This is a genomic window from Rufibacter immobilis, from assembly GCF_003721565.1.
Lineage (GTDB): Bacteria > Bacteroidota > Bacteroidia > Cytophagales > Hymenobacteraceae > Nibribacter > Nibribacter immobilis.
Genome location: NZ_RJJE01000002.1, coordinates 91,180 through 109,612 on the forward strand (window position 1 = coordinate 91,180; position 18,433 = coordinate 109,612).

Annotated in this window: 19 protein-coding genes; 5 read left to right on the forward strand and 14 right to left on the reverse strand. The window is 51.6% G+C overall.

Annotated elements, in window-relative coordinates; translation table 11 throughout:
* Nucleotides 1–51: 51 nt before the first annotated feature.
* From EFA69_RS02880 to EFA69_RS02910, 7 genes are all read right to left on the reverse strand, one after another.
* Nucleotides 52–1,317 (reverse strand): hemolysin family protein, encoded by a 1,266-nt coding sequence (locus EFA69_RS02880; protein WP_245964476.1) that lies wholly within the window; start codon nt 1,315–1,317, stop codon nt 52–54.
* Nucleotides 1,318–1,489: 172 nt separating this feature from the next.
* Entirely contained in the window at nt 1,490–2,056 is a 567-nt protein-coding gene (lptC, locus tag EFA69_RS02885) for an LPS export ABC transporter periplasmic protein LptC (RefSeq protein ID WP_123131589.1), read from the reverse strand.
* Between the two features lie 86 nt (nt 2,057–2,142).
* Nucleotides 2,143–3,486: a hypothetical protein gene (locus EFA69_RS02890; protein WP_123131590.1), complete on the reverse strand. Its 1,344-nt coding sequence runs from the start codon at nt 3,484–3,486 to the stop codon at nt 2,143–2,145.
* The gene (locus EFA69_RS02895) at nt 3,479–4,195 is read right to left on the reverse strand and encodes a type III pantothenate kinase (protein ID WP_123131591.1); all 717 of its coding nucleotides are present in this window, start codon (nt 4,193–4,195) and stop codon (nt 3,479–3,481) included. Before EFA69_RS02895 ends, EFA69_RS02890 begins: the two co-directional genes overlap by 8 nt.
* Nucleotides 4,196–4,210: 15 nt before the next feature.
* The gene (locus EFA69_RS02900) at nt 4,211–5,908 is read right to left on the reverse strand and encodes a pseudouridine synthase (protein WP_123131592.1); all 1,698 of its coding nucleotides are present in this window, start codon (nt 5,906–5,908) and stop codon (nt 4,211–4,213) included.
* 54 nt (nt 5,909–5,962) lie between these two features.
* Nucleotides 5,963–6,526: an SMC-Scp complex subunit ScpB gene (gene scpB / locus EFA69_RS02905; RefSeq protein ID WP_123131593.1), complete on the reverse strand. Its 564-nt coding sequence runs from the start codon at nt 6,524–6,526 to the stop codon at nt 5,963–5,965.
* Nucleotides 6,527–6,542: 16 nt separating this feature from the next.
* Nucleotides 6,543–6,926, reverse strand: a complete 384-nt coding sequence (locus EFA69_RS02910; RefSeq protein ID WP_123131594.1) for a TraR/DksA family transcriptional regulator — start codon at nt 6,924–6,926, stop codon at nt 6,543–6,545.
* 311 nt (nt 6,927–7,237) lie between these two features.
* Between EFA69_RS02910 and EFA69_RS02915 the strand changes: the two genes are divergently transcribed.
* Nucleotides 7,238–7,774, forward strand: coding sequence for a DUF3575 domain-containing protein (locus EFA69_RS02915; RefSeq protein WP_123131595.1), 537 nt, complete (start codon nt 7,238–7,240; stop codon nt 7,772–7,774).
* Nucleotides 7,775–7,960: 186 nt separating this feature from the next.
* Here the strand turns inward: EFA69_RS02915 and ribH are convergent, their stop codons facing one another.
* The 3 genes from ribH to pdhA form a co-directional block, all read right to left on the reverse strand.
* Nucleotides 7,961–8,443 carry a 6,7-dimethyl-8-ribityllumazine synthase gene (gene ribH / locus EFA69_RS02920; protein ID WP_123131596.1) on the reverse strand — a complete coding sequence of 161 codons (483 nt, stop codon included), beginning with the start codon at nt 8,441–8,443 and terminating at the stop codon, nt 7,961–7,963.
* A gap of 172 nt (nt 8,444–8,615) precedes the next feature.
* Nucleotides 8,616–9,305, reverse strand: coding sequence for a tetratricopeptide repeat protein (locus EFA69_RS02925; RefSeq protein ID WP_245964477.1), 690 nt, complete (start codon nt 9,303–9,305; stop codon nt 8,616–8,618).
* A 111-nt stretch (nt 9,306–9,416) separates the two neighbouring features.
* On the reverse strand, nt 9,417–10,448 hold the full coding sequence (gene pdhA / locus EFA69_RS02930) for a pyruvate dehydrogenase (acetyl-transferring) E1 component subunit alpha (protein WP_123131598.1): 1,032 nt from the start codon (nt 10,446–10,448) through the stop codon (nt 9,417–9,419).
* Between the two features lie 140 nt (nt 10,449–10,588).
* On the opposite strand from pdhA, the gene recF reads away from it, so the two are divergent.
* The 4 genes from recF to EFA69_RS02950 all read left to right on the forward strand — a co-directional run bounded on the left by recF (nt 10,589) and on the right by EFA69_RS02950 (nt 13,374).
* Entirely contained in the window at nt 10,589–11,710 is a 1,122-nt protein-coding gene (gene recF / locus EFA69_RS02935) for a DNA replication/repair protein RecF (RefSeq protein ID WP_123131599.1), read from the forward strand.
* A gap of 196 nt (nt 11,711–11,906) precedes the next feature.
* The gene (locus EFA69_RS02940; protein ID WP_183906672.1) at nt 11,907–12,233 is read left to right on the forward strand and encodes a DUF721 domain-containing protein; all 327 of its coding nucleotides are present in this window, start codon (nt 11,907–11,909) and stop codon (nt 12,231–12,233) included.
* Between the two features lie 20 nt (nt 12,234–12,253).
* Nucleotides 12,254–12,727, forward strand: coding sequence for a hypothetical protein (locus EFA69_RS02945; protein ID WP_123131600.1), 474 nt, complete (start codon nt 12,254–12,256; stop codon nt 12,725–12,727).
* Nucleotides 12,728–12,798: 71 nt separating this feature from the next.
* Complete coding sequence (locus EFA69_RS02950) at nt 12,799–13,374, forward strand: acyl-CoA thioesterase (RefSeq protein ID WP_123131601.1); 576 nt, start codon at nt 12,799–12,801, stop codon at nt 13,372–13,374.
* Nucleotides 13,375–13,426: 52 nt separating this feature from the next.
* On the opposite strand, the gene cls is transcribed toward EFA69_RS02950, so the two are convergent.
* From cls to EFA69_RS02970, 4 genes are all read right to left on the reverse strand, one after another.
* Nucleotides 13,427–14,899 carry a cardiolipin synthase gene (gene cls, locus EFA69_RS02955; protein WP_245964478.1) on the reverse strand — a complete coding sequence of 491 codons (1,473 nt, stop codon included), beginning with the start codon at nt 14,897–14,899 and terminating at the stop codon, nt 13,427–13,429.
* Between the two features lie 89 nt (nt 14,900–14,988).
* Nucleotides 14,989–16,035, reverse strand: a complete 1,047-nt coding sequence (locus tag EFA69_RS02960) for a metal-dependent hydrolase (RefSeq protein WP_123131602.1) — start codon at nt 16,033–16,035, stop codon at nt 14,989–14,991.
* Nucleotides 16,036–16,151: 116 nt separating this feature from the next.
* The gene (locus EFA69_RS02965; protein ID WP_148041240.1) at nt 16,152–17,501 is read right to left on the reverse strand and encodes a serine hydrolase domain-containing protein; all 1,350 of its coding nucleotides are present in this window, start codon (nt 17,499–17,501) and stop codon (nt 16,152–16,154) included.
* 236 nt (nt 17,502–17,737) lie between these two features.
* Nucleotides 17,738–18,430, reverse strand: a complete 693-nt coding sequence (locus EFA69_RS02970; RefSeq protein WP_123131604.1) for an ABC transporter ATP-binding protein — start codon at nt 18,428–18,430, stop codon at nt 17,738–17,740.
* Between the last annotated feature and the right edge of the window lie 3 nt (nt 18,431–18,433).

Genomic DNA, 18,433 nt, shown 5'->3' on the forward strand with positions numbered 1-18,433 from the left:
AAATAATCTGAATATGTGATAAAATCAAAATATAAGTGTCTATAGAGCAGGTTATTCTTCTGCGGGGGCAGATCTGACGGAAAGATGCACGGTGTTGATGCGGTGCTCATCCATGGAAAGGATTCTGATTTCAAAAGGCGGAACCACCACCACATCGCCGGCGGTGGGTATTTCTTCCAGTACAGACAAGATAAACCCGCCCAAAGTTTCATAGTCGCCCTCTGGTAGGCCTAGGTTGTATTTCTCATTGAGGTAGTCTATCTCCTGCCGGGCGCTGAACAGGTAAGATCCGGTTTGGGCCAAAGATTGCTCCAGCAGGTCTTCCTCATCATATTCATCGTTGATGTCGCCCAGGATTTCCTCCATCACGTCTTCCAGGGTCACCAAGCCGGAGGTACCGCCAAATTCATCTACCACCAGCACAATGCTGCGGTGTTCGGTAATGAATTTCACGAAGAGTTCCCGCGCCAGCATGTTCTCGGGCACGGCTTCCAGAGGTGTCAGGATCTGCTCCAAGGAAGTGGGGTTGTTGAAAAGGGAAAACTGGTGGCAGTAGCCTAAGATATGGTCCAGGGAGTCCTGGTAGATCAGAATTTTGGAGTGGCCAGTTTCAATAAACGCCTGCCGCAGCACCTCCACGCCTTCGTCCAGCTCAATGGCGTCTATCTCAATGCGGGGCACCATACATTCCCGCACCTTCACGTTTTTGAACTCCAACGCATTATGGAAGATCTTACTGTCTACTTCATTGGTAGGCGTCAGCAAGGTTTCCTCCGCTGTAGGGATTTTCAGCCCAAAGGGTTGAAAGGCTACGGCATTGCCTACTACCTCCGGGGCGTTTAGCGGCTCTTTTTCTGAAAACAGCCCTAAAACAGCGTGCACTACGGCAGTAATTGGGTACAGCAACACCACCATAATTGCCATTGGCCCCGCCACCACGTTAAACAGCCGGATGGGTGAGGCTACGTTGGCCCACATGCCTATGGTAAGCAGCAGAAGCCAGGAAGATACTACTGCCGCAAGACCAGCCAGCAAAACCGCTGCCCCAGGCACTACGTGCGACTGCAACTGCCCATAGAAGCTCCCATACAGACCAAGACCCAGCAACAGCAACGCTGCCCCCATTCCAATCTGAATGGTAAGCGCTAGAATACCTTCGCGGCGCAGCAGGAAACTACGTATGGATGGCTTCTGCTCCGCTGTTTCCAGTTGGATGTAAGGTTTCCCAACTTGCCGCAGGGCGACTTCTGCCATACTGAACAGGAGAAGCAGCAGCACTCCTACCCCAGCGGTCATGTAAGAGGAGACAAGGTCCATCAGAATCAAATCTATTGCTTTGGCTTTGCCTTATCCATACGGAAAAGCATCAGAAAGATAACGGATAACATGAAGATCCAATAGCTTCCTATCAAGCCCGCCACAATAGATTGATGTACTCCTATCACCAGACAGACCACTGCCAGGGCCATGTAGATGGTTTGTTTTAAGGTCATTGCTTTAGTACAAAAGAGCCGGAGAACTGTTTTAAAGTATAATCAGAGAAATCTTGTTTGGCAGTAAGCCCTACGCCGGTCACTACTTCCTCTTTGCTCGTGATCCGGACGAATTTGTCAGTGAAGATGCTCTGCTTTTGCCGCTCCCAGAAAAGCTCCTCGGTGTTTAACTGCTCCTCTTTCACCACATTTCTTACCACCACGTCATTGCGGGCAAAGTACTGATCTTTGGCTTTATCATACTTACCATATTTGGCGGTGATGATGGTAGTGGGCCTTTCCTCCTCGTAGAACGTGATGTACATGCCTTTGGGGTACAGGATGTCTCCGTTCTGTAACTGCTGCTCTACCGGAGCACTTAGCTTCAGCTTGGTTTTGGCAGAATCACTGTAAATAGTTACCTGGTTGTATGTCTCAGAGGTTGGCCCTTTGTACTCAATGGGTCTTACTACCTCATCTGCCTTCTGGCAGCTCCAGCTAAACATGGCCACCAAGGGCAAACAGGCCATTGCGGCTTTCATACGCGTGTATTCTTTGAGCAGAGCCAGCACTTGATTCACCATTCCTTTAAACGTTTCAGATACCAGACCCCAGAATCTAATGATTCAGGACCTGGTATCTGTCTATGTTCTTTAAGTACGTCTTCTTTTTAATCAAACCTGCGTTTAATAAACCAGCGGTTATTAAAGGTAATACCTACGTTTACCCTAAAGTATTGCTCTTTAAGACCCGTGTTCTTGGCCTCCAACTGTCCTACCGTGAAACTGGTGTTCAGGAGCGCCTGCGTGTAATCTGGTGGCCTCACCCCTCTTCCCAGAGGAAGGGAGAAACCCCAGGTGAACGCCATGTCTTTCAGATCATGAGCTGTAACGGCATTAGAACCAATTGTGCCCACTAACTCTGATTTTCCGTAGTAGCCACCCAGGCGGTAGCTTATCCGTTTAAAGTAAGAACTGACAGAACCCGCATCTGGTGTAAACTCAGTACCTAAACCAACTCTGTATCCATCGCCCAACTCCTGGCCGCCTTCGTTCTTGTTCAGGGAGAATCCTCTGAAGTCAGAACCTTTTATGTTGGTGAAGTCTGCGCCTATTGTCCAGTTTTTATTGTTGTCAAAAGACACACCCGCCTGCCACATCTGAGGCAAAGTAGTATGCCCATCCAAACTATCTATAACTAAGGCAGAGATTAGAGATTCATCCAAAAACCTGCGTTCCTGGGTGGTGACACGGTCTGCGCTAATGGCAGCCTTGCCTGTATAGGTAGCACCAAGGCCTATATTCGCTTTCGGGCTGAGTGATTTACGGTAGTGCAAGCCGCCTTTCAACATTACCCCAGTGTATTTGGTAGTAGTGTTGAATAAAGTTTTCTGCAGGGCGCTAGTTTCATCAGCGGGATCTACCAAAATATTTGACGACTGTCTCTCAATCGTCCCAAAAATATAGGACCCAGACACCCCCGCCGTTAAGCCGTTCGCAATTCTAATGCCGTGGGCAAAATAGACTTCGTTCAAGCCGCCGCTGCCTCTGTATTCTGTAAGAGCCGTTACTGGCACTTCATTCTCTGTACCGGGCACGGTAGAAGTAGCAACCGTCTCATAGTTCACCCGGCTGTATGGCTTAAGCCCTAAAGCAGTTGTCCAGCGGCGGGAAAGCGGAATAGACAGGGAAAGAGAACCCAAATTTGCCGTGCCGTCTACCTGAGACGTATTTCTATCAGAGAGCTTCTTCAGCTCAGAAGCCACAGTTGCCTCAAACGTTACCAAATTATTGTAATACAGCAGCGCCGGGTTCATGTCATTGATAAGAAAGGGACTAGCAGTTGCCACCCCTACCTGGCCCATACCGGCACTACGGACTGTACCGGTGCCATGCACCAGATCACCTACGCCGAAGCGGGAATATGGGGAGTTGGAAAGCTGCTGCGCCTGTACCTGCTGTGCTCCAATAACTAAACCAGAGATGACTAACAGTGCGCGGAAGGGCTTATACATTATACTCAAGTATTCGGTTTAACCCGATTAAAACCAATTCGGGAATGACAAAGATGCGTGCTTTTACTGTACTTTCAAAAAACGGGGCATCGCCGCCGCAGAATATGACCGTTACCGGTTTGTATTGACGTTCATAATGTTGAATAAGCGCTTCTGCCTCTGCCTGAACCCCAAACAGAACACCTGCTCTCATGGCGTCTGCCGTGGTTTTGGCGGGTAGAGATGGCAGCTCATATCCCTCCAGTAGCGGCAGTTTACCAGTAAAGGCATGCATGGCCTGGTACCGCATGTAAATACCAGGTGAAATACTCCCTCCCTGAAACGTGCCATTGGCCAGGAGCAAATCATAGGTAATACAGGTGCCGGCGTCTATAATGAGGCAATTCCGCTCCCGGAACAGGTAATGGGCTCCCACAGCCGCCGCCATACGGTCTACACCCAGCGTATGCGGGGTGCCGTAGTGGTTCTGCACCGGAACCGGCGTCTGGGCATTGTACATGATTCGTTGCCCAGAAACCGGAACATGCTGCACCAGCTCCCCCGACTCATTGCTGACAGAGGACATGATAGCGTTCTGCAAAGGCATACCCTCCAGTTTCTGCCCCAAAGAGGCAAAATCTGGGCAGATAAACTGCTGCACCAGCTGCCCGTCCTGGAAAAGACCGGCTTTGATGCGGGTATTGCCCCTGTCTATTGCCAGATTCAGCATTCTATGAACGAATGATTACATAAAGTATTTCAGACGCACTACTTCTTTTTCTGTTAAGAAGCGCCAGTTACCTCTTGGAAGGTCTTTCTTAGTGAGTCCGGCATACTGTACACGGTCCAGCGTAACTACTTCATAGCCCAGATGCTCAAAAATACGGCGCACAATGCGGTTACGGCCAATGTGGATCTCAATCCCCAGGAACTTGTTGCTTTCACCTAACAGCGCTACTTCATCTACATCGGCTTTGCCGTCTTCCAGCTCCAAGCCTTCCTGTATTTCTTTCACGTGGGCCTGCGTGATAGGCTTATCAAGTTCTACCTGATAGATTTTAGACACTTTGTTGGACGGGTGCGTCAGTTTCTGCGCCATTTCACCGTCATTGGTGAACAGCAACAAACCAGTGGTGTTTCTATCCAGACGCCCTACCGGAAACAGCCGCTCCTTTGAAGCGTTTTTCACCAGGTCCATCACCGTTTTACGGCCTTCTGGGTCATCTGTGGTGGTGAGGAAATCTTTTGGCTTGTTCAGAAGCACGTACACGGTTTTCTCCCGGTTCAGGGTTTTACGGCCGTACTGTACTGTATCTGTAGGCGCTACTTTGTAACCCATCTCCGTTACGACCTGTCCGTTTACTTTGATCTCACCGGCGGCAATTAACTCATCTGCCTCGCGGCGGGAGCAAATACCGGCATTGGCGATGTAACGGTTCAGGCGAAGGTCTTCATTGCCGTATTCTGGGTTCTTTCTCTTCTGGCGCTCTTCATAGCGTCTCAGGTTGTAAGAAGGAGCCTCCTGGATTTCTTCGTTTGAACGGCCAAACTGGCCTTCTTTGATGCCTCTGTCACTTCTCTCTGACCTATCTTGGCGGTCTGGTCTGCTGCCCCGGTCAAACTTACCGTCACGTTTCTGGAACGAAGAGGAGCGGTCATCGCGGCTGCGGTTTTCACGTGGAGCGCGGTCAAAACTTCTCTCACCTTCTCTGCGCGGTGCACGGTTATCGTCTGAGCGGTTAAACCCTCTGTCTTCCCGGCGGTCAGCGCCTTTGTCTCTCCTGTCCTCGCCGCCACGGTTGAACCCGCTGCGGTCATTACGGTCAGAGGAGAAACCTGGCTTGCGGAAGCCGCTCTCTCTTCTGTCTTCGCCAAAAGAAGGGCGTTTATTGTCCCGGCGCTCGCCGCCCCGGTTAGCCCCACGGTCATCGCGGTTCCCGAAAGAGCGGCGTTCCCCTCTTTCGTCGCCTCCGCGGGCCGGGCCTCTGCCTTCTCTTCTTTCAGAGGAATAGCTGTTGCGGCGGTCATCTCTGCCTTCAGATCTGTTGTAGCCACCTTCTCTGCCTTCGCGGTTGTTCTCTCCCCTGGGGCGGAAATCTGAGCGGTCATTGCCTCTGTCTGGCCTTTCAAAGCCACGGGCCGGACGGAAATCGCCGCCTTTGCGGTCGTTTTCTCTTCTGGGCGCACGTTCTCTGTTTTCGCGGTTGGTATTGATGTCACCCTCACGGTCATCACGGTACGGCCTGTCTGAACGCTCCCGGTTACCGTAGGGTCTGTCTGATGGGCTGGAATTTCTGTCTCGGTTGCGGAAGCCGCCTTCCCGTTTGCCGCCTTCCTGGCGGTCAAAGCGGGTGCCTCTGCCAAATACTTTCTTGCCTTCGTTCCCGGAGTTACCCCGTGAACGATTGTTGCCTTCTTGAGGCCTATCTTCGTTTCTTGCCATGTTCTTGTGAAAAATTGCAGTATCGCTACTGTATAAAAGGATGTGTGTTGAAGCTTATAGTCCGGCGGCTTCGCCGATGGTGTTCTCCTCCGTGGCCAAATCTCTGAGTTGCGGGAGGTCTTTGAGGTGGTTTATCCCAAAGTATTCCATGAATTTCTGGCTGGTGCCAAATAATACCGGGCGGCCAATGGTGTTGGCTTTGCCTTTGATTTCCAGCAGGCCTTTTTCCAGCAGGCGCTGGATGGCATAATCACAGCTCACGCCTCTGATCTGTTCTACCTGTGAACGCGTAATGGGCTGTTTATAGGCAATGATGGCCAGAGTCTCCAGAGAAGAGGCAGAGAGTTTCTTCTTGGACTTATGCTTAAGCAGAATGCTTACTGAGTCTTGGTAAGCAGGCTTGGTTAAAAACTGATACCCGCCTCCAATGGCGTAAATCTGAAAGGCGAAGGCATCGGTAGAGAATTGAGCATTGAGCTGCTCAATTCCCTCCAATACATCACTCACGCTCACCTCCGTGACCAGTGCTTCAGAAAGGCATTTCTGCAGTTCCTCAATAGACACCGGCGAAGTGGCGCAAAAGATGAGCGCCTGAAGATGGTTCAGTAACAGGTTCAAATTCTAATGGATTAACTTAGTCGTTGCGGCTCATTTTGGCCTCAATGGTGTGCTGCGTGTGCGGCACCGCCTTTAAACGCTCCTTAGGGATCAGTTTGCCTGTTTTGATGCACACGCCGTAGCTACCGTTCTTAATGCGGATGAGCGCGTTCTCTAACTGCTGGATAAACTTCAACTGACGGGAGGCCAACTGGTTTAAGCTTTCTTTCTCTGCGGTATCAGCGCCATCTTCCAACACTTTAGCGGTAGAAGCGGTATTGTCTGTACCGGCATCATTGCGGCGGCTCAGGGTTTCCTTAATAAAGGCTACTTCTTTGCGCGCGTTATTTAGTTTCTCAATGATAATTTCCTGGAATTCGTTCAACTCCTCTTGGGAATACCGCTGTTTTTCTTCACTCATGGCTTTTTTGTTCGTAACGGTTGGGGTATAGTTTGTTAGTATTCAAGTTCTGGCAGCCCGTGCCTTCTGTGTTTCCCTCACTTCCCACTACGGAGAATTTATTTCATCCCGTGGGTTTTGAAAGCACTGGCTACTTATTTTTTGCGCAAAAATACTTCTAATATTTCGGAAAAGTAAGCAGAGTATCAAAATGGTAGCTGAATTTTACCATTTCTTTAACCTGAGCGCGAGCAGGTGCACCTTCTTCGGCCGCTGCGGCTAAAGTTGGCACCATTTCTGAATAGCCGCTCCTGAACCTTATTTTCCGTTTCATGAAGTCACTACTCGCCTCTTTTCTGCTGTTCTTAGCCGCCCTGGCTGCGCCCCGTTTCTCCCAGGCGCAGCAAGTAACGGTAAAAGCCAACATCTTAAGTCCTATCGTGAAGACGGGCTCTTTCTTTGCCGAATATGCCATCACGCCCCAGGTGAGCGGCCAGATTGGCTACTTCCAGACGGGTATTAAGGTGAAAGACACCAGTTTTTCCGGGTTTGGCATTACGCCCGAGGTGAGGTATTTCTTTTCTGGAAACGCACCCACAGGGTTCTACGGGGCCGGTTACATGCGCTACCAGAATTTTGACCTTACCCGCGAAGACACCCAAGCCCAGGGCACCCTCACGTCCTTCGGTGGGGGCGCGTTGTTAGGTTTTCAGTTCCTGATGGGGCAGTTTATAGTGGTAGACCTCTTCGCCGGACCTGGTTTTAATGCTGCCACAGTAAAAGGAGGCGGCGGGGAAGATAATTTCAACCTGGGCACATTTGGCGGTTTCAGCCCCCGGGGCGGTCTGTCAGTGGGATTTGCTTTCTAAGCAGCCCCATTACAACGTTTGAGCAGATTTGCGTTTAGCGCCTGTTTTTGGAAAAACGGCCGCTAAACGCAATCTGTAAGTTTGATGCCTGTTTAGGCCGCAGAACCCCAACTTTGATCATCAACAAAAAAAGAGGAGCCTGGCTAGTATGGCCGGGCTCCTCTTTTTGGTAGAAACAGGATAACCTTACAGCACCCAGTTCAGCATCTGAATGGCCGTGGCCGCCGCTTCTACTCCTTTGTTGCCATGTTTTCCGCCGGCGCGGTCCCAGGCCTGCTGCTCGTCATTGGTGGTCACCAACCCGAAGATCACGGGCTTTTGGAACTTAAGTCCTACCTGCGTGAGCCCCTGCGCCACGGCGTGGCAGATGTAGTCATCGTGTTTGGTTTCCCCTTTGATCACAACGCCTAGGGCAATCACTGCGTCTATCTCATTGCTCTGCGCCAGATACTGGGCACCCAGGGTCAGTTCAAAGGAACCGGGCACGGTGTTGCGGTAGATGTTCTCAGGTTTGGCGCCGTGCTGCAGCAGTGTATCATAAGCTCCCTTGCAGAGCGTGTCTGTGATGGCTTTGTTCCATTCTGCCACTACCAGTCCGAACTTCTTTCCGGAGATATCCGGCAGGTTATCTGAGTTGTACTCACTAAGGTTTTTTAGGGCGCTTGCCATTCCTTTACAAGAATTAAGAGGATAAATGTTGAGGGTACTGCGGTTACTGTTTTAGGGCAGATTTAGGAAAAACGGCCGCTAAACGCTTCTACGCAAAGTTGCATAAAAAAACGGATCGGGTACCGAAAATCTCTTCCGGTACCCGATCCGTTTCTAAGTAGCTCTAGGTGACTTATTTTTTGGCTAAGCCTTCGGCACGGGCCTTGTATTTCTTGGCGTCGTTTACCTCTGGACTCAACGGATAGTCGTTGATGATGCGGTCATACACCTCTGCGGCTTCTGCATACTGGTTGGCAGCTTCATGGGCCACGGCGGCTTTCATGAGGTACTGCGGCGAGAAGAAATCATTGGCTTTGTGCTCAGCGGCTTTCTTGTACAGCGCAGCGGCCTCTTCTTTCTTACCCAGTTCCAGGTTGGCATCGCCTTGCAGGCTGTAGGCGCGGGCTTGCAGGAGCAGGTCATCAGACTTGAACTCCTCCAGGAAATTCAGCGCCTCCTGGTATTTACCTTGTTTCAAAGAAGCGATACCGGCGTAGAAGTTGGCCAGGTTACCGGCTTTGGTGCTGCCGTATTCCTCGGCCACAGCCTTAAAGCCTGAGTTCTGGCCATCGCCGTTGAGGGCTTTGTTCAAAGAGTCAGCTTCTAAATAATACTCGGCTTGGAACATGGCAGCCAACGCCTCCTGGTTTTTGTTCTGCTGGTTCTGGTAGTACAGGAAACCTCCCACTACGGCGGCGGCAATGGCCACAAACAGACCTATCAGCAGATTCTTATGGCGCACCACAAAATCCTCTGACTGCACAAGGCGTTCGGCCAGGGCATCTGGATTCTCCACTAGCTCGAATTCGCTCTCTCGCTTCATTGTGTTATTTGACATCAGAAAGTATAAAAAATAAGATTAGATGCTACTCTATAAAATGCGTTGCCTGCTGAACCCCAGTTTTTTACGCCTGGTTCCCGCATGCCCGCCTTTTTAGACCATCACGTACGGATAGTCTTTCTCTACATAGATATCGGTGTACAGTTCTTCAGGGGCTGGGTACGGAGAGTTCTCTGCGAACTCCACAGATTCCTGCACCTGGGCTTTGATCTTGTTGTCAATCTCCTCCAGTTCCTGCTCCGTGGCGAATTTGTTTTCCAGAATGGTGAAACGCACGCCCTCAATTGGGTCTTGGCTGCGGTAGTTCTCCAGCTCTTCTTTGGTGCGGTACTTGGCAGGGTCAGACATGGAGTGGCCTTTGTAACGGTACGTTCTGAACTCCAGGAACGTAGGTCCCTCGCCGGCGCGGGCACGCTCAGCGGCACGGGCCACGGCCTCATGCACGTCTTCGCAACGCATGGCGTTCACGGGCTCGGAAGGCATGTCATAGCTCAAGCCCAGCTTGTACAGTTCTGTTACATTGGAGGTACGCTGTACAGAAGTACCCATGGCGTAACCGTTGTTCTCCACCACAAAGATCACGGGCAGTTTCCAGAGCATGGCCATGTTGAAGGCCTCGTGCAGGGCACCCTGGCGCACGGCACCGTCTCCCATGTAGGCAATACACAGGTTACCGGTTTTGTTGTATTTCTCGGCAAACGCCAAGCCAGCGCCCAAAGGCACCTGGCCGCCCACAATACCGTGGCCGCCCACAAAGTTCACCTCTTTGTCAAAGATGTGCATGGAACCGCCTTTGCCTTTAGAGCAACCGGTGGCTTTGGCAAACAGTTCGGCCATAACGGCGTTAGGCGATGTTCCCAGCCCTAGCGGGTGGGCGTGGTCGCGGTACGCGGTGATCCACTTATCGTCTTTGGTGAGCGCGGTGATGGCACCGGCCGCACACGCTTCTTGCCCAATGTAAAGGTGGCAAAACCCTTTTATCTTTTGTTGACCATACAATTGGCCGGCTTTCTCTTCAAATTTGCGCATGAGCTGCATCATCTCATACCAACGCAGATAGGTCTCTTTTGAAAATGCAGGGGCACCGTTTACCTTTGCCTTCTTCGCTGCTTTCGTCTCCGCCATACTTTATGTCTGTTGTTCGTAAGGGTTAATTGCAAGAATACAGAACATCAAAATTACTTTTTCAAGCCTGAATCAGTTCTAGTTTTGTTCTGTAAGGTCTTATAACATGCGAAATTAAGTAAAAATCTGGAAACAAGTTCATGCTCCTCGAAAATCTACACGTCCTGCACTTCAAGAACTACGAGGAGGCCACGCTGCCCTTTTCTTCCCATATCAACTGTTTCATAGGCGATAACGGCAGCGGCAAAACCAATTTGCTGGACGCCATCCATTACCTTTCGCTCACCAAAAGCGCCTTCACCTCCAGTGATCTGCAGAACATCAAAGACGGCGAAGACTACTTTATAGTACGGGGCAGGTTTAAAACCGAAGAGAAAGTAAGCGCGGTACAGTGTTACCTGAAGGCGGGGCAGAAAAAAATCATCACCTTAAATAAAGCGCCCTATGAGCGGGTAAGTGAGCACGTGGGCAAGTTCCCGGTGGTCTTGATCTCGCCGTATGACACAGACCTGATCAGGGAGGGCAGCGAGGAGCGGCGCAAGTTCTTTGACAGCCTCATGGCGCAGCTGGACCACTCTTACCTGGATTTGCTCATTCACTACACTTACGTGCTCAAGCAGCGCAACTCGCTCCTGAAGCAGTTCTATGAGAAGAACTACGTAGACAAAGAGTACCTCCAGGTCTTAGACGAGCAGCTCATGCCGCTGGGCACCGAACTGAGCATCAGGCGGGCGGCGTTTCTAGAGACTTTTGAGCCGGTGTTCCAGCGCCACTACCGCCACCTCTCAGATTCTTCTGAGGTGGTAACGCTTGACTACCAGAGCCCGCTCATCAGGCAGAACTATGCTTATCTGCTGGACCAAAGCCAGCGCAAAGACCTGCTTTTGCAGCGCACCACCGTGGGGCCGCACAAAGACGATTTCGTGTTTCTCATGGACGGGAAAAGCGTGAAGAACTTTGGGTCACAGGGGCAGCAGAAAAGTTATGTGATTGCCCTTAAGCTGGCGCAGTTTGAGGTGCTAGCCCAGCAGAACGGCCAGAAACCGCTCCTGCTCCTGGACGATATCTTTGACCGCCTGGACCAGAAGCGCATTGAGCAGCTCATGCAACTGGTGGCCAACAACACCTTCGGGCAGATTTTCCTTACCGACACCCACCTGGACCGCACAGACCGGATTCTTCGGCCGCTTTCCAACAACATCCGTAGATTCAGGATAGCCCAAGGCACCGCCGTGACCATTGAGGATGAGGAGGACGTATAACTTCTACTTTGAATGGTGGCAGTAACCAGAAATTGCGTTTAGCGGCTCTTTTTCGGAAATTATGCCCAAAACAACGTGCATAACTGAGGGAAGTCTGGGGGATAACTGAGTGCGTAAATTCATCTGCCCCCGGGCGCACTTTCTCGTATACAAATAGAGTAATTTAGCGCCGTAGCACCACCTAAAATAGCCCACTATGTCCCTGCGTCCGCTTAACCCCAGAAGTCCGTTCATGCGCAAAGCCGATACTATCTCTCTCAAAGACAGTATTGAAGCCATGCTCAAAGCCTACAAGCTGAACGGTAAACTGAGCGAGGTGCAGTTGGTGAGTTCCTGGGAGAAAATCATGGGCCGGGCCATTTCCCTCAAAACGCAGGAAGTATTTGTGCGCAACCGCAAACTGTTCGTGCGCCTCACCTCGGCCCCGCTCAAGCACGAGCTCAACATGGCCAAGACCAAAGTAATCGCCCTCATCAACAATGACATGGGCGAGCAAGTGATTGATGACGTGGTGTTTCTGTAATGCCTTAAACAGCCGCCGCTATGAAATACTTCCTTCTGTTAGGGTTTGTCGTATTTGCCAGGTTTAGTAGCGGCCAATCTGTTTCGCCTGCCTTAGATACGGTATTGCTGAAGAAAATTGTGGATACTTCCATTCGTTTCTCCAGTAGTAGCTTTCCAGAAGCACCCGGGTTTGCCTTGTTGCTTATCTCAAAGGAAAACGGTGTCTATCAACTGGAGTCCCTGCATGCCACCAACCCTGGCTATGATCTTTCACAACAGCAGTTGCTTCTACAGAAACTTAGAAAACAACCCGCGGGCGCGCTGCCTGAAACGTTCTCAGCAGTAGTTTCATTTGAGTTCGATCTGGCAGGGAAAACGTCTTCTCCGCCCCTTGCAGAAAAACAGGCAGTACAAAAGAAAATAGCCGAACTAAAAAAGAAACGCCAACTTGTGCTGAACCAGGGAAAGATGACGCTGTCTTTCATCACCTGTCATCAAATCAGAACAAGGTAACCAGAAGCACCTTCCTAGCTGTATATTTCCTGTTTTTGCCTTACTTTTAGAAAAACAGGCGCTAAACAGACATGCAGCAACCCATTCCAGAACCGGATTTCTACCGGCCCGTCTCCCACTCCCGCACCACCCTCACCGAACTCATGATCCCCAGTTACGCCAACTTCGGGGGGAAGATCCACGGGGGCATTCTGCTTTCGCTCATGGACAAGGTGGCCTATACCTGCGCCGCCAAGCACGCCGGCAATTACTGTGTGACGGTAACCGTAGACGGGGTGCATTTCCTGCAACCGGTAGAGGTGGGAGAACTGGTGAGCCTCATGGCCTCAGTGAACTACGTGGGCCGCACCTCGCTGGTGATTGGCATCAAAGTCATTGCCGAGAACGTGAAATCAGGCTACGTGAAGCACACCAACACCTCTTACTTTACCATGGTGGCCAAGGCCGAAGACAACAAACCCACTAAAGTACCCGGCCTGCTGCTGGAAACCCCCGAAGACGTGCGGCGGTTTATGGAAGCCATCCAGCGCAAAGAAATAAAAACCCGTTCTGAGCAGGAGCTCACCAAGATGAAAACCAACCTGGAGCTGCGCCAGAACATTTCGGCGCTGCTGGGGCAGCGGTGTTCCCTGGGGTTTGAGCTGTAGTGCGTTTAGCGGCTCTTTTTGGGAAAACGGCCCCTAAACGCAAACCGGCCGCTTACAGCAACGGCGACAGCAGGCGCGCCAGTTTCTCAAAGAACTGTTTCAGGCGGGGCCGGTTGCGCCAAACCTCCAGGTCAATTTTATCGGCGTGCCGAAGGTCCTGGTAGAAAATCTCCCTTAGCTGCTGCGAAAGTGCGGTGTCATAGACCACGGCGTTCACCTCAAAGTTAAGCTCAAAGCTGCGGTTGTCCATGTTGGCGGTGCCCACCATGCTCACAGAACCGTCTATGACCAGGGTTTTGGAATGGATGAAGCCTTTCTGGTACAGGTAAATCTCCACGCCGGCGTTGAGCATGTCATCATAATAGGACCAGGCGGCCGCGTTCACCAGCCCAGAGTCTGAGATGCCCGGCACCAGCAGTTTCACTTTCACGCCGCCCATGGCCGCCACCGTGAGCGCCTGCAGAATACTCTCGCCGGGAATAAAATAGGGCGTGGTGATGAGCACTTCCTCCTGCGCCAGATAGATGGCCTGCAACAGCGAGAACAGAATGGTGGGTCTGGGCGAATCTGGTCCGCTGGCGGCTATCTGCACCAGTGAGTTGGCATCTGGCTTGGGCCTGTTGATGAAATAGCCTTCGTGCGGGTGCAGCTGCTGGCCCGAGGAGAAATTCCAGTCGCAGAAGAACAGGTACTGGAGGTAATAAATGCCGGGGCCGTCAATGCGCAGGTGCGTGTCGCGCCAGTAGAGGCCTTTGGGGTTCTGCGGATCGTTTATGTAGCGGTCGGCTACGTTAATGCCGCCCACAAAAGCCGTTTGGGCATCTACCAGAATAATCTTGCGGTGATTGCGGTAATTGAGCCGGTTGGCCAGCAGCAGGAAATGCACCTTGTGGAAGGGATACGCCTCCACGCCCGCCGCCCGCAGTTCTGCCGTGTACTTCCGCCTGATGGCCCGGCTGCCGTAATCGTCATAAATGAACCGCACCTTTACCCCTTCACGGGCTTTCTGGATGAGGATGTCTTTGATCTGGTTGCCTATGTGGTCATTGTCAATGATGTAATACTCTATATGGATGTGGTGCCGGGCCTGCTGGAGCACCTCCAGCACCTCGGGGAATTTTTCCTCGCCGTTCAGGAGCAGTTTTACCTGGTTGCCGCCGGTGAGCGGGCTCAGGCCATCGTTGAGCAACAGTTTCACCAGTTCGCGGTAACTCTGCACGGTGGCATTGCTGGCGGCCAGGGTTTCTTCGGTGTGGGCATGCACCCGCCGCTCCAGCCGCTGCAGAAAAATTTCATCGTCTACCAGCTTTTTAGAGTAAATGCGGCGCTTCTTGTAGTTTACCCCGAAGGAGAAGTAGATAATAATTCCGGCCACGGGCACAAAAATGGCCAGCAGTAGGTAGGCCAGCGTTTTGGAGGTGGAGCCGGTATCATAGATAATGCGCAGGCACACCAGCGCCAGCACCGGGAAGTACACCAGGTTCCAGATGAGCAGCCAGTCTATGCTTGTGAGCAGTTGGGTCACGCGTTATGTCTTCGGGTTAATGGAACAGTTGTCATCAAGAACTTCTCGGCTTGCCCTAGGGCAGGAACAGAGCAGATTCTGTTGGTTGATTATGGCATTGCTGAATGTGCTTTCTCTGGCGGCGGCCCAAAAATGGCGATTTTCATGCGTTGCAGCGATTCTCTGTTCCAGCCTTTGGCTCTTCCGCGCTGCATTACCAGCCTGTTGTCTACCCCGGCGGGGCTCAGGAAATAATGGAACGTGAAACGGGATTTAGGGTCTTGCCAGCCCTGCATCTGCCCGTAGCGCAGCACATTGAACACCAAAGTATCATTCCAGCGCTCTACGGTGTAGTAGCCATGGGCGAAGCGCTTCAGCTCCTGTACTTCTCCGGGGTCTATGGCAAACCGGAGAAGTTCTTCCTGCTTGGGAAAGAAGGTAAACTCCGTGGGCACCGCTTTCTCGGTAAACACAGACCTGTGCCCTATCTGGTAGCCATTTTCGGTAGCCACCACTGCGTACCAGAGCCAGTTATTGAAGGGCGTAGGCGTCACGAAGTAATCTGAATACGGGATTTGCTGCTTGGCCAGAGAGGCTTCTATCTGCTGACTTATCTGCTGCTTGTTCAGAAACGCGTACCCTAGGTACACAACCGCGGGTACTAAACCGGCCAGGGCCCAATAGGTGCGTTTGGGGTTTGAGTTTCTGAGCAGCAGCAAGGCTATAAGGCCCAGGCACGGCCACAGGGTGAAAAGCGGATCTGCCACGTAGAGCAGGTGAAAGGAGAAACGCTCCTGGCTGAAAGGCTCCAGCAGCCCGGTACCGTAGGCATTGCAGGTATCCAGCAGGTCATGCACCAGCAGCTGCACCAGAAAGAAGCCGAAAAACTGATTCCAAGGCACCTGCCGGTCCCGATATTTCCTTCGGGCTAATAAGGATAGCAGCACGGCTAGCCCCAGGGCGAACAAGAACGAATGCGTGCCACCCCGGTGCACCAGCAGGTTCTGGTCCGGCGATAGCCACAGAGCGGCTACTACGTCAATATCTGGCAGGTTCTGCGCAAGGGCTCCCCAGAACAAAGCCCGCTTCCCTATTTTCCTGGAAAGCATGACTTCACCCAGGCAAGCGCCAAGTGCGGCGTGGGTCAATGAATCCATGAATTATGTGTCTGGAGTTTCTATACGCTCCTGAACAGAACAGCGTTTTGAGCCAAATTTAGGAAAAACGGGCTCTAAACGCTGCCTTACCAAAATCAGCCGCTACGGCGGGAGCTTTACTGCTCTTTGGTGAACGTGAACTTGCCGCCGCCCTGCTTCAGGGTAAATTGATCATAGGCTGCCCCGGCAGCCGACTTGTTGAACTCCATCACGATGCCGGCAGGCTCAAACACAAACTCGCTTTCGCTGCGGGCCTCCAGGTCTATGGTGCCCTGCCCGGTTGCCTGTGCCACCAGTTTCTCCCCTTCTTTCCTGACCACTATCTTAAGCGGGAACTGCTGCGAAGAGAAAGTACCTTCATACTTAGCCAAATCCAGCTTCAGGTTCTTAGGGGCAGCGTACGTGGGTACTTTATACGGGAAGTTAAACGCTATGCTCAGGATACCTACCAGCACGTCGTTGGCATTGGTGTTCACTCCGTTGAAGGTAGAGACCATGGTTACTTTCTGAGTAGGATAATAGCTCATCATGGCAGAAAACCCGTCAATCACGCCCCCGTGCCCGTACCCGGTGTATGGCCCCAAAGGCAGCGGAGTAAGAGCCATGCCGTAATTGTCTTTCATGCTGGTCATCTTGGCCAGAGAAGCCTCAGAAACCAATTTATGCTGAAACAGTGCCTGTATGAACCTGGCTAGGTCCTGGGTAGTAGACACCACCGCACCGGCTCCGTGCGGAATGCTCATATCCGTCTCCGGGACTTCGGTCCATTGGTCGTTTATAAACCGAAACGAAGAGGCCTCCTGTTGGGCACTGTTGATTTTACCGCCGTAATATGTGTTTCTGAGGCCTAATTTATCCACAATGTTTTTCTTAAGCACCTCAGCGTAAGACTGTTTTGTTACCTTTTCCACAATATAGCCCAGCAGTACATAATTGGTGTTGCTGTACTCATACTTGGTGCCCGGAGCAAAACTACTTTTCTGCGCTAACATGATCTCCAGCATTTGGGCCTGCGTTTTGGGTTGGTTCAAGTAGAGGCTGTATGCTGGGTCTGTGGTAAAGCTTTTCAATCCGCTGCGTTGGGTAAGCAGATGCTCTACAGTAATGGAAGAGGCGTTCTCAAACTGCGGGAAGAACTTAGCCAGCGGTGTTTCTAACGTCAGTTTCTTCTGTTCCACCAGTTGCATAACCATGACCGCTGTAAAGGTTTTGGAGATAGAACCTACCCGAAATTTAGTACTTGTGGTTGCCTTTGTTTTCTGACCATCTTTGATGGATTGATACCCGATGGCCCGGTTGTAGACCAGCTGATCCCCCTGGTAGAGCGCCACCGCGCCCATCACTTTGTTCTTCTCTTCCAATACCGTGAAGAGGCTATCCATCTTAAGTTTGTTGAATGACTGTTGCGCCTGACTTACCAGCGGCAGGGCCAACAGCAGCCCAAACATTATTGAATAAGTTTTCATGATAGGAGATTTAAGATAAGATTGGAGAATGGGCGGGGAATTGGTACACGTCTTGCTGGAAGGCGCCAAAGAAGTACTTCTGGAAGAAGCCTAGGAAATCAAATAAAACAAGGCGGTCCTGTTTAAGGGCTACTTTTCAAAAAAGAGCCCCTAAACAGGACCGCCTCCCTTGCTGTTTTTACTGTGGATTAATTCTGATCCGCTATTGGGTTATCCACAAACAGCAACGTGGATAATTAGACTGTGAAGTAGCTTTCCAGCTGTTGGAGCGTGGTTTCATTGGTTTGCATATCTTCCACCACCTGGCCTTTTTCCAGCAGCACAATGCGGTCACAGACTTCAATCACGTGGCTCAGGTCATGGCTGGAGATAAGCATGGTCATGCCCTGGCGCTTAAGGTCTTTGAGCAGGTTCTTGAGCCTGATCTGGGAACTTGGGTCCAGGTTGGCGAAGGGCTCGTCCAGAATCAACAGCTCGGGATCAGACATAGCGGCGGCGGCCACGCCCACTTTTTTCTGGTTCCCCTTGGAGAAGTCTCTGATGTACTTGCGCTGCTCCAGAATCTCACCGTTGAAGAAATCCCGGAAGCGGTCCAGGAACGCCTGCACATCGCCGGGCGTGAGGCCGTTCAGTTTGCCAATGAAGTTGAAGTATTCTTCGGGGGTGAGGAAATCGATCAGGAAGCCTTCATCCAGGTGCGAGCCGGTGTACTGTTTCCAGTCCTCGGTGGAACGCACATCTTCGCCTTTGCTGAACACCTGCCCTTTGGAGGGACGGATCAGGTCCAGAATCATCCGGAAGAAGGTGGTCTTACCCGCCCCGTTGTTGCCTACCAGGCCAATGGTTTCGCCTTTCTGAACCGTGAGCGCCGGAATATTGACTACCGTTACGCCGTTGTAGATTTTTTGGAGGTCGCGTACTTCTATCATATC

What these genes read in the sequence shown, in the direction of transcription:
- EFA69_RS02880 (WP_245964476.1), bottom strand. Translation starts at nt 1,317, where the DNA reads ATGGACCTTGTCTCCTCTTACATGACCGCTGGGGTAGGAGTGCTGCTG.
- lptC (WP_123131589.1), bottom strand. Translation starts at nt 2,056, where the DNA reads ATGGTGAATCAAGTGCTGGCTCTGCTCAAAGAATACACGCGTATGAAA.
- EFA69_RS02890 (WP_123131590.1), bottom strand. Translation starts at nt 3,486, where the DNA reads ATGTATAAGCCCTTCCGCGCACTGTTAGTCATCTCTGGTTTAGTTATT.
- EFA69_RS02895 (WP_123131591.1), bottom strand. Translation starts at nt 4,195, where the DNA reads ATGCTGAATCTGGCAATAGACAGGGGCAATACCCGCATCAAAGCCGGT.
- EFA69_RS02900 (WP_123131592.1), bottom strand. Translation starts at nt 5,908, where the DNA reads ATGGCAAGAAACGAAGATAGGCCTCAAGAAGGCAACAATCGTTCACGG.
- EFA69_RS02910 (WP_123131594.1), bottom strand. Translation starts at nt 6,926, where the DNA reads ATGAGTGAAGAAAAACAGCGGTATTCCCAAGAGGAGTTGAACGAATTC.
- EFA69_RS02915 (WP_123131595.1), top strand. Translation starts at nt 7,238, where the DNA reads ATGAAGTCACTACTCGCCTCTTTTCTGCTGTTCTTAGCCGCCCTGGCT.
- ribH (WP_123131596.1), bottom strand. Translation starts at nt 8,443, where the DNA reads ATGGCAAGCGCCCTAAAAAACCTTAGTGAGTACAACTCAGATAACCTG.
- EFA69_RS02925 (WP_245964477.1), bottom strand. Translation starts at nt 9,305, where the DNA reads ATGAAGCGAGAGAGCGAATTCGAGCTAGTGGAGAATCCAGATGCCCTG.
- pdhA (WP_123131598.1), bottom strand. Translation starts at nt 10,448, where the DNA reads ATGGCGGAGACGAAAGCAGCGAAGAAGGCAAAGGTAAACGGTGCCCCT.
- recF (WP_123131599.1), top strand. Translation starts at nt 10,589, where the DNA reads ATGCTCCTCGAAAATCTACACGTCCTGCACTTCAAGAACTACGAGGAG.
- EFA69_RS02940 (WP_183906672.1), top strand. Translation starts at nt 11,907, where the DNA reads ATGTCCCTGCGTCCGCTTAACCCCAGAAGTCCGTTCATGCGCAAAGCC.
- EFA69_RS02945 (WP_123131600.1), top strand. Translation starts at nt 12,254, where the DNA reads ATGAAATACTTCCTTCTGTTAGGGTTTGTCGTATTTGCCAGGTTTAGT.
- EFA69_RS02950 (WP_123131601.1), top strand. Translation starts at nt 12,799, where the DNA reads ATGCAGCAACCCATTCCAGAACCGGATTTCTACCGGCCCGTCTCCCAC.
- EFA69_RS02960 (WP_123131602.1), bottom strand. Translation starts at nt 16,035, where the DNA reads ATGGATTCATTGACCCACGCCGCACTTGGCGCTTGCCTGGGTGAAGTC.
- EFA69_RS02965 (WP_148041240.1), bottom strand. Translation starts at nt 17,501, where the DNA reads ATGAAAACTTATTCAATAATGTTTGGGCTGCTGTTGGCCCTGCCGCTG.
- EFA69_RS02970 (WP_123131604.1), bottom strand. Translation starts at nt 18,430, where the DNA reads ATGATAGAAGTACGCGACCTCCAAAAAATCTACAACGGCGTAACGGTA.